The sequence below is a fragment of the Nostoc spongiaeforme FACHB-130 genome, assembly GCF_014698475.1.
Classification (GTDB): domain Bacteria; phylum Cyanobacteriota; class Cyanobacteriia; order Cyanobacteriales; family Nostocaceae; genus Nostoc_B; species Nostoc_B spongiaeforme.
Genome location: NZ_JACJTB010000036.1, coordinates 65,740 through 75,163 on the forward strand (window position 1 = coordinate 65,740; position 9,424 = coordinate 75,163).

General features: G+C 42.1%; 10 protein-coding genes. 6 read left to right on the forward strand and 4 right to left on the reverse strand.

Going from position 1 to position 9,424, the window contains the following annotated elements; genetic code table 11:
* Positions 1–54 precede the first annotated feature (54 nt).
* The 3 genes from H6G74_RS22530 to H6G74_RS22540 all read left to right on the forward strand — a co-directional run bounded on the left by H6G74_RS22530 (position 55) and on the right by H6G74_RS22540 (position 2,276).
* Complete coding sequence (locus tag H6G74_RS22530) at positions 55–330, forward strand: HetP family heterocyst commitment protein (protein ID WP_190969778.1); 276 nt, start codon at positions 55–57, stop codon at positions 328–330.
* 232 nt (positions 331–562) lie between these two features.
* The gene (gene trpC, locus H6G74_RS22535; protein ID WP_190969779.1) at positions 563–1,417 is read left to right on the forward strand and encodes an indole-3-glycerol phosphate synthase TrpC; all 855 of its coding nucleotides are present in this window, start codon (positions 563–565) and stop codon (positions 1,415–1,417) included.
* A gap of 163 nt (positions 1,418–1,580) precedes the next feature.
* Positions 1,581–2,276, forward strand: coding sequence for an HAD family hydrolase (locus H6G74_RS22540; RefSeq protein ID WP_190969780.1), 696 nt, complete (start codon positions 1,581–1,583; stop codon positions 2,274–2,276).
* 62 nt (positions 2,277–2,338) lie between these two features.
* On the opposite strand, the gene H6G74_RS22545 is transcribed toward H6G74_RS22540, so the two are convergent.
* Positions 2,339–2,962 carry a CPP1-like family protein gene (locus H6G74_RS22545; RefSeq protein ID WP_190969781.1) on the reverse strand — a complete coding sequence of 208 codons (624 nt, stop codon included), beginning with the start codon at positions 2,960–2,962 and terminating at the stop codon, positions 2,339–2,341.
* Positions 2,963–3,558: 596 nt separating this feature from the next.
* Here H6G74_RS22545 and H6G74_RS22550 point away from each other — a divergent pair.
* Positions 3,559–4,278: a response regulator transcription factor gene (locus H6G74_RS22550; RefSeq protein ID WP_190969782.1), complete on the forward strand. Its 720-nt coding sequence runs from the start codon at positions 3,559–3,561 to the stop codon at positions 4,276–4,278.
* Positions 4,279–4,423: 145 nt separating this feature from the next.
* On the opposite strand, the gene H6G74_RS22555 is transcribed toward H6G74_RS22550, so the two are convergent.
* From H6G74_RS22555 to H6G74_RS22565, 3 genes are all read right to left on the reverse strand, one after another.
* On the reverse strand, positions 4,424–4,621 hold the full coding sequence (locus tag H6G74_RS22555) for a DUF2811 domain-containing protein (RefSeq protein ID WP_062297234.1): 198 nt from the start codon (positions 4,619–4,621) through the stop codon (positions 4,424–4,426).
* A 516-nt stretch (positions 4,622–5,137) separates the two neighbouring features.
* The gene (gene hisIE, locus H6G74_RS22560; RefSeq protein WP_190969783.1) at positions 5,138–5,788 is read right to left on the reverse strand and encodes a bifunctional phosphoribosyl-AMP cyclohydrolase/phosphoribosyl-ATP diphosphatase HisIE; all 651 of its coding nucleotides are present in this window, start codon (positions 5,786–5,788) and stop codon (positions 5,138–5,140) included.
* Between the two features lie 97 nt (positions 5,789–5,885).
* Positions 5,886–6,080 carry a ChaB family protein gene (locus tag H6G74_RS22565; protein ID WP_190969784.1) on the reverse strand — a complete coding sequence of 65 codons (195 nt, stop codon included), beginning with the start codon at positions 6,078–6,080 and terminating at the stop codon, positions 5,886–5,888.
* A 108-nt stretch (positions 6,081–6,188) separates the two neighbouring features.
* Here H6G74_RS22565 and hemL point away from each other — a divergent pair, with 108 nt between their 5' ends.
* Both hemL and H6G74_RS22575 read left to right on the forward strand, forming a co-directional pair.
* Positions 6,189–7,487 carry a glutamate-1-semialdehyde 2,1-aminomutase gene (gene hemL, locus H6G74_RS22570; RefSeq protein WP_190969785.1) on the forward strand — a complete coding sequence of 433 codons (1,299 nt, stop codon included), beginning with the start codon at positions 6,189–6,191 and terminating at the stop codon, positions 7,485–7,487.
* 399 nt (positions 7,488–7,886) lie between these two features.
* Positions 7,887–9,326 (forward strand): serine/threonine-protein kinase, encoded by a 1,440-nt coding sequence (locus H6G74_RS22575; RefSeq protein ID WP_242051322.1) that lies wholly within the window; start codon positions 7,887–7,889, stop codon positions 9,324–9,326.
* Positions 9,327–9,424: the final 98 nt, after the last annotated feature.

The following is a 9,424-nucleotide window of genomic DNA, read 5'->3' on the forward strand; positions in this document are numbered from 1 at the left end:
ACTAAATATAATCCAACCTAGAAAATCTAGGATTAAAACCAAAAAGAGGGTTTTATGTATCAACTAGATAACCTACAAAACGCTAAACCAATTAATACAGAACAAGTTGAACAAATTATTAAAGCAATTATTGCAGGTAAATACTCCTGGGCATGTGTTTTAATGCTGAGATTTTCTGGTTATAATCCCATAGACTACATTCCTTACCGTACCTATATTCGTCTCCTCAAAAATAACTACCTACTCCACGGTACAAAGCCAAAAGAAGCTAACGATTCCAACAGAAAATTAAGCGTTTTTGACATAAAATCAAATTGGGTTAGCTCTTAAAAAACGTATTTTCTATCAGCCATCATCTAGCCTTATCTACCTGAATAAATTCCAGAATTTGCCAGAGATTTTCTGGCTAATTTTCATATTTTGCGTTGGTATTTATAGCGGATTTTATTGCTATGAATACCAAAAAATTCGTTTGGAAATTTTCTCCTCAGCATAATTTATTTAGCTGATGTGAATACTTAATGTTTTTTAGTCCATCTCACTTCCCAATTTTTGACAACGTATGATTTACCCGATGACTACTGTGAATCCTCATCTCCAACCTATGTTAAGAGAAATTGTGTGGCAAAAAAAGCAAGAAGTAGCACAGATTCAACAACACATGTCTTTAGCTTCTTTGCAACGTCAGTTAACAGCTGCACCCACCGTCCGAGATTTCTTTACAGCCTTACAACAAAACCCTTATAAACCTAGTTTAATTGCAGAAATTCAAAAAGCATCTCCTGGTTATGGGATGATTCGTGCAGACTTTGATGCTATTGCGATCGCCAAAGCTTACGAACGTGCTGGTGCAGCTTGTATTTCTGTCTTTACCGAAAGAACATTTTTTCAAGGTAGTTTTGAAAGTTTGCGGATGATTCGCCACAAAGTATCAGTACCACTGCTTTGTAAGGAGTTTATTATTGATCCCTGCCAAATTTATTTAGCACGCGCCGCAGGTGCAGATGCAGTTCTACTGATAGCCGCAATTCTCACAGATAGACAACTGCAAGATTTTCAACGCATTATTCATTATCTGGGGATGAGTGCCTTAATAGAAGTACATACCTTAGCTGAACTGGATCGGGTATTGCAGCTAGATGATGTCCGCTTGATTGGCATTAACAACCAAAGTTTAGTAGATTTTACAGTTGATATCAGCACAACTCAAAGACTATTAACTGCTAGGCGATCGCAAATTCACAACTTGGGTGCGATCGTCGTCAGTGAATCAGGACTTTACACCCACGCTGACTTATCCCTCATGGCGGCGGCTGGTAGCAACGCCGTTTTAATCGGCGAATCTTTAATCAAAGAAACAGACATAGAACAAGCTGTCCGTCGCTTACTTAATATCGATGCTTCAACATTCCAATAGTTAGGTTTCTTTCCTCTTACCCACTTATCAACTTTCAAATCGTTGGGTTTTGTATTGCTTAACCCAACAATTTGAAATAAATATTTATATCTATTAGCCAAATAATGACTATTGATACACAATTAAGTTACTCTTAAGAAAAATTAACATTTAAATTCCGCCGATGCTAAGACTATTTACCGACTTCGACGGCCCCATTGTTGATGTTTCTGAACGGTACTATCGTGTTTATCAATATTGTTTGCAAAAAACCCAACGTCCAGGACAAGTAGTCCGACAATTAAGTAAAGCTGAATTTTGGCAACAAAAGCGAGCTAGAATTCCCGAAAAACAAATTGCCTTAACTTCTGGACTAGATGAAGCACAAGCACAAGAATTTTCCCAACTGCGGCGGAAAACAGTACATACAGAACCTTATTTTGACTATGACACCTTAGTACCAGGTGCCGTAGAAGCATTAGCAAAAATTCAAGCCACCGGAGTTGACTTAGCAGTCATGACCATGCGGCGAGTGTGGGAATTAGACTTTGCCTTTCAAAAATTTGATTTAGGCAGGTTTTTCCCCGAAAATCGTCGTTATTGTCTGAGCAACGACTATGTTAAAACCCGTGACATTGAAGATAAGCCATTGTTAATGGCCAAAGCCTTAAAAGAACTATCTCTCGTTAGCGATACGTGGATGGTAGGAGACACAGAAGCGGATATCACTGCCGCAAAGACCCATAACATTAAAGTCATGGCTGTAGAATCTGGTATCCGCGATCGCGCTCAACTAGAACTATACCGCCCCGACTTGATTGTTCCTAATTTAAGTTCAGCCGTAGCTTTGATTTTAGAGAAGAGTACTCTAACAGTCTGATAATAAATATGGGTAGCAGAATCAATCATCTGCTACCCATAATCAATGGCAAATTTTATATATTACCGCAGAAAGCTACTAATTAACCACAATAATATAAACGTGAACACCGTAGAAAATTGCTCAGGATTCAGCCCCACCAAACTGATTTGTGGTAAACCGCTCGCAATCAATCCGCCAATAATTAAGCCTAAAATTAGACCAACCAGCGTTAATAAAACGGCTCTACCGAACTTACCTTCTTTACGATTAAGAAAGTAAACACTAATACCTACCCCAACCACTAACGCCAACTGTAAAACTTGATCACCAGAGGCGGGATAGAAAATACCAATAGCACTCAAACCTAAATACCAAGCACCTGGTAACAGTACATCTGCCGTTGTTGGCTGGTCTAATAGCCTCTGTAGCCATGCAGGCGACTGTTCACGAGGAGTTGAAACTTCTTTAGGAGGAAATTGGACTCGTAGTTCTGGGAACCGGATTCGCTCAGGTACCTTGATTTTGCCTTCCTGACGCATCCGTAACCGATCCATTAAAATCGCATCATAAGACGCTTCAACGAGTTCTAGAGCCTTAGCATCGCCACTGTGTTGCTCCAATAGGCGATTGCGAGCATCCTGAATTTCATCAAAGCTAGCATCTTCGGACACCCCAAGTTTGTCGTAGGGATTTTGATCGCTCATGGGAGTTTACACTTCAGCCTTAGTCAGCAGAGGTATTTTGCTGTTTGGAAAACAACTTTAGGTTTTGCCTAGATTTAAACAAATGTTGCAAGCAACTTATATGCTCTACCAGGATAGTAGCACGGGTAAGTTAAACTGACCCAGGAAATTTAACTATAGCAACTTTAACATATTGCTAGAACTCCGTGTATCCCCTCATGTCGTTGACCAGTGGTGGCTTTACTCTAGAATTTGAACTAAGACTTCTTAAAACTTATTTTTTTATGAAAAAATTAACTTTTATGTTTCAAATTTGGCAATTTACCGTGCCTTGAGGCAATTTAGATGAACCAGCTTCACAATCACTAGTGGTATCCATAAGCATATCGATATTAAAATTGAAAAGCTTTTAAATTACCACGTAATTGGGAGTAGGAAATTTTCCAAAGTTACAAAACTGCTGTGGCTTATATTGAGACTATCTCATGATTTGACATCAAATTGCCATTAAAATAGCTGCATCTCAAGTGCGGGTAACACCAGCAAAGTTTGTGTAACAGTCCCAAAGTACGCAATTCTCCTGTTAATCTTACGAATTTTTGTGCAAAGTGATGGTCATGGCTCCTGCCAAGATTCTTGTAGTTGATGACGACCCTGCGGTTCGCAACTTAATCCAACGCTTTTTGATTAAGCAGAACTATCAGGTGGAGGCGGCTGAGGATGGTAAAACAGCCTTGGCGCTATTCGAGCAATTTAACCCTGACTTGGTAATTTTAGACGTAAACTTACCAGACGTGATCGGGTTCAACCTCTGCCAAGAGATGCAAAGTCGTAATGGTGTGTTTGTTCTCATGCTCACTAGCCGTGCGGATGAAGCTGACAAGATTCGCGGCTTTGCTAAAGGTGCTGATGACTATCTCACCAAGCCATTTGGTCTAGGAGAGTTAGAAGTCAGAGTCGCCGCGATTTTACGGCGACAACGGGTTGTGACAACAGCAGAACAAAAACGCCTAGTTTTTGAAAAACTGATGATTGACCCCGTTCGGCGGGAAGTGACATTAAACAACCTATCAGTACCTCTAACAGCATTAGAATTTGACTTACTACATTTTTTAGCCAGTCATCCTGGACGAGTTTGGCGACGCGCCGAACTCATTCAAGAGGTTTGGGACTATGAATATGTTGGCGACCAACGGGTTGTCGATGTACATATCGGTCAAATTCGCAAAAAAATTGAAGCTGATGCCAGTCAACCAGCATTAATTCAGACTGTACGCGGCGTAGGTTATAAATTTGAATGTCCTACACATTCCCCACAATTAGAAACAAACCCTTGAATTAATTATTTCATAATTAATAATAGTCAGGGCGAACGTTTGTTCGCCCTGACTATTATGTATTCGGTTTTTACTTAAGTCCTGATTGGGATAGCGATCGCCAAGACATTTAACATATCAGGAATGTCACCCACCTACTACATAACTAGCAGTTGTGGAATAAAGTTTCTAAATAAACACGAGCAGCACGGCGATCGCTATCCCCATTTTGGAGTAAAAACAGTGACAAAGCTGCTGTTAACACACGAGTTTGATCCCAATCAGGGTGAGTTTCTAAATAAGTTTTGAGCGATTCATGGAGTGTTTCGGGAATTTCCGTAAAAATGCTCACCTTTGTGTTCATGAGATTTTCCTTCTCTGAGGTCGATCAAGCGAATTTACTGCCACTCTTGAAGCAAAAAATCAAAATTATCGCTTCTGTTGCCTCCAAACATCTCAGGATTTTTTTATTTTCCCAGATAAATTCGGGTAGAAAAAAAGTGCCAGTCGCATCATTGTGCTTCAAGAGGGGGTGGTTTTGTCAATGCTGCGAAATGTTAACAAAAGTGCTTAAGAAAAGAAAAACTCACGAAATTATCAGGGTTTAAGCTGAATTTTCGTTACATAAATTCACAAAAACTCAGTCACTGAAACCAGCTACAGCTATCACCCCAAAATCCCCAGTAACCCAGCAACTGCTGATCATCTCGTAGTGTGTCTGTGGAAAACTACTCAAACCCCTGTGGAAACCCTGTGGAATTAGTGAGGAAAAGTTCAGCGAATGATAAGAATTACAAAAAGTTTAAAAGCAGGAGTCAGGAGTCAGGAAGATTACTTGCATTCCCTACTCTCCACTCCCTACTCCCTACTCCCCACTTCCTTAACGTCTCCGTTCTTGCAGCTTCCGATATACAGCCTTTAAATCAACTTGATGATGAGCCAAAGCAACCAAGGTGTGATAAAGCAAATCTGCAACCTCGCCTGCAATGGAATCTGGCTCATCATCCTTAAAAGCCATTACCACCTCAGCCGATTCTTCACCAATCTTTTTCAAAATCTTGTTATCACCATCTGCGAATAACTTGCAGGTATAAGAACTCTCCGTGGGGTTGTCGCGGCGATCGCAAATCACCTGAAACACCTGAGATAATGTATCAGCTGGTGGTAGTTGAATTTTGCCGTCTACTTGATGAAAACAACTTCGCTCACCCGTATGGCAAGCAATATCTCCGAATTGCTCCACCCCAATTAACAAAGCATCACTATCACAGTCATAACGAATGCTCTGTACTTTTTGGATATGTCCCGAAGTCCCGCCCTTATGCCATAACTCTTGGCGAGAACGACTCCAAAACCAAGTTTCTCCAGTTTCCAAAGTCTTTTGTAACGACTCCCGATTCATCCAAGCCATCATCAAGACGGTACCATCCAAATAGTCCTGCACAATAGCCGCTACCAAACCCCGTTCGTCGTAGCGAATTTCTTCGACGGGAATAGCATCACGGAATGAATGTGGTTCGGTAGAAAACATACCAGCTTACTTGCTCTAACAACAATGATTCATGGATTCACGATACCATTCTCAATATGACAGCTGGAATGTTTTCTCAAAATGAAAATTTAATTATCTAGCCTGAAACAACAACATTTCTGTCCATTGCAGACTGTATCCTCACAGCACTTAGCGCCACTTGGTGAGCTTTCGATGCTTCACCATACCAATGGAGAGCCGAGTTAAACGCTGCACGGTAAAGTTCCTGGTATGCCTCAGATAACCGAGTTCGGATTTCTAAAGGCAAGTCTTCATTGGACTTATACAACATAGTTGTTATTTTCCTGGTTCAGCTATTTCTATAGGATAGAAATTACGCACAGTATTTAACCCTATCCTAAGATAGAGCTTTTTTCTTTCTCACTTTTAGGAGAGAACCTTGGTAAACACCACAATTAAAACCACAAAATCACAAGAAATTTTCGCCGCCGCCCAAAACCTCATGCCGGGAGGAGTTAGTTCTCCTGTCAGAGCATTTAAATCTGTCGGTGGTCAACCCATAGTCTTTGACCATGTTAAAGGCGCATACATCTGGGATGTTGATGGCAACCAATACATCGACTATGTAGGCACTTGGGGGCCTGCCATTTGCGGCCACACTCATCCAGAAGTGATCGCAGCACTTCATGAAGCTTTAGAAAAAGGTACTAGTTTTGGTGCGCCATCAGTTCTGGAAAACGTACTCGCAGAAATGGTGATTGATGCTGTTCCAAGCATCGAAATGGTCAGATTTGTCAACTCTGGTACAGAAGCTTGTATGGCAGTTTTGCGGCTGATGCGAGCTTTTACCAATCGGGAGAAAATCATCAAATTTGAAGGCTGCTACCACGGACATGCTGATATGTTCTTGGTCAAAGCTGGTTCTGGTGTAGCCACCCTTGGTTTACCCGACTCCCCAGGAGTACCAAAATCAGCAACTAGCAGCACCCTAACAGCTCCTTTCAATGACCTGGAAGCCGTCAAAGCCTTGTTTGAAGAAAACCGCGACCAGATTGCTGGTGTCATTCTAGAGCCAGTGGTTGGGAATGCTGGGTTTATTCCTCCTGATGCTGGGTTTTTAGAAGGTCTACGGGAACTCACCCATGAGCATGGAGCTTTATTAGTATTTGATGAAGTCATGACAGGTTTCCGGATCGCCTATGGTGGCGCTCAAGAGAAATTTGGCATTACTCCCGATTTGACAACACTCGGTAAAGTTATCGGTGGTGGTTTACCAGTCGGAGCTTACGGAGGACGGCGGGATATTATGTCCATGATTGCTCCTGCTGGCCCTGTGTATCAGGCGGGTACTCTTTCCGGGAACCCATTGGCGATGACAGCAGGGATTAAAACCCTGGAATTGCTACAAAAACCTGGTACTTATGAGTATCTTGACCGAATTACGCAAAAATTAGCCACCGGTTTACTACAAATTGCTCAAGAAACTGGTCACGCTGCTTGTGGTGGTCAGATTAGCGCCATGTTTGGCTTATTCTTTACTTCTGGGCCTGTTCATAACTATGAAGATGCCAAAAAGTCAGATACTGCCAAATTTGGACGTTTTCATCGCGGAATGTTAGAACGTGGCGTTTATTTAGCACCTTCTCAGTTTGAGGCTGGCTTTACCTCTTTGGCACATACTGAGGAAGATATTGAACAGACTCTTGCTGTGGCAAGGGAAGTATTGTCTAGTTTGTAAGTGCCGAGTGCTGAGTGCTGAGTAATAGTTTGCAAAGCAAAAAACATAAGCGCCTACGGCGCTTTCTCAACTCAGCAACGCCACTTGCTACAACGGAGGGAACCTCCGCAACGCAGTGGCTCCTCAGCACTTTCAACTCAGCACTACTTAAGTGACTGTAAAAATACGTAGAATTTTGAGCTGAAAACCAGTTATTACACAAATAGCTTGATAACTACTGACGATCGCGCTGCAAATCAGCTATCTTGTTGTGATGATCGCTTAGATAAACCAGTCAAACTTTAGGAACTCTTCAAAGGATTTCCAGCATAAATTACCTGCCCAGAGTAGGTTTTGGTCTAAATAATTAAACTAGAGCGTTATGCTCCCAGCCATTTTCGCGCAGCGAGTTGACAGTGCATGAGCTACTGCTTGAATCCAACCTGTCCCAATCCAGAAAATGTGGTATATAGCCAAAGGTGTCAGTCTTGCGGCTCGCGCCTACTGCTGCGCGATCGCTATCGGGTGAGTAAACCGTTAGGTCAAGGAGGCTTTGGCGCAACCTTTCTGGCTCAGGATGAAGCTTTACCAGGAGAACCAAGTTGCGTTATCAAGCAACTACGACCATCAGGAAACGCACCCCATGTTTTGCAAATGGCGCGAGAACTTTTTGAGCGTGAGGCCAGAACATTAGGTAAAATTGGTAACCATCCTCAAGTCCCCAGATTACTTGACTATTTTGAAGAACAGGAACAATTCTATTTAGTTCAGGAATATATTAGCGGTGCTACCTTGCAACAGGAAGTCAAAGCTAATGGAGTATTGACTGAAGTTGGCGTTAAACAATTTTTGAGTGAGATGTTACCTGTACTGCAATACATCCACGAGCAGAAGGTAATTCACCGTGATATCAAACCAGCCAACTTAATTCGTCGTACCCAAGATGCCAGAATGGTGCTAATTGACTTTGGCGCTGTCAAAAACCATGTTACTCAAGCTGCGCCGAGTCAATCAGGACAGACAGCCTTAACCGCCTATGCAATTGGTACCCCTGGCTTCGCACCTCCAGAACAAATGGCGATGCGTCCGGTTTATGCTAGTGATATCTACGCCCTGGGAGTAACTTGTATTTATCTGCTCACCAGCAAAACCCCTAAAGATTTAGATTACAACCCCACCACAGGGGAAATGATGTGGGAACATTTGGTGCATGTGAGTGACCACTTGACAGGTGTATTGCGAAAAATGTTGGATGTTTCCGTCCGTAATCGCTATCAGTCAGCAGCAGACGTTCTCAGAGCATTAGAAATGGAGCCTTACTTAGATAGTTTGGCTAAAAGCTTGTTAGTAAAATCGGAAAATAATTCTAAAGAAAAAACATCGCAGCGTGGAGATAACTCGGCTATTTTATGCAGCAATCCTTCCGCAGTTGGAGGTACTGCGACAGGAGTAGCACAGGTAGCCGCAGCAATTCGCGCCCGCAGAGCGAAAATTGCCGAAGCAGCTGCTTCCGATCAAGGTGGAATGCGTGCAGCCTCTGTAGGTAAACCCGGAATGTTACCTAACAGTCATAGTAATAGTGCAAATAATCAACAATCTAAAGCTGGACGTAGATTAGATAGCCAAACTTTATTAACAGCCTATCTCAAGGGAAGACGAGATTTTGCTTTGCACAATTTAAACTTTCTTAATCTCCAAGGTAGTGAATTGTCAGAAACCAATTTTCATTCGGCTCAACTGCAAAGCACTAATCTTCAAGGCGCAAATCTTCACAACAGTGATTTTGGTAGGGCTAGTCTCACCCGCGCCAATCTCAGAGATGCAAATTTAAGCAAAGCTTATTTTGTATCGGCTCAATAATCAGGGGTATGCGGAGGAAAATAAGGTGAGCGAGGTAGACACAGTGTCATAAAATATGACACATGACGCAAAAGCTTCTTTCGAGTGACAAGTCAGTA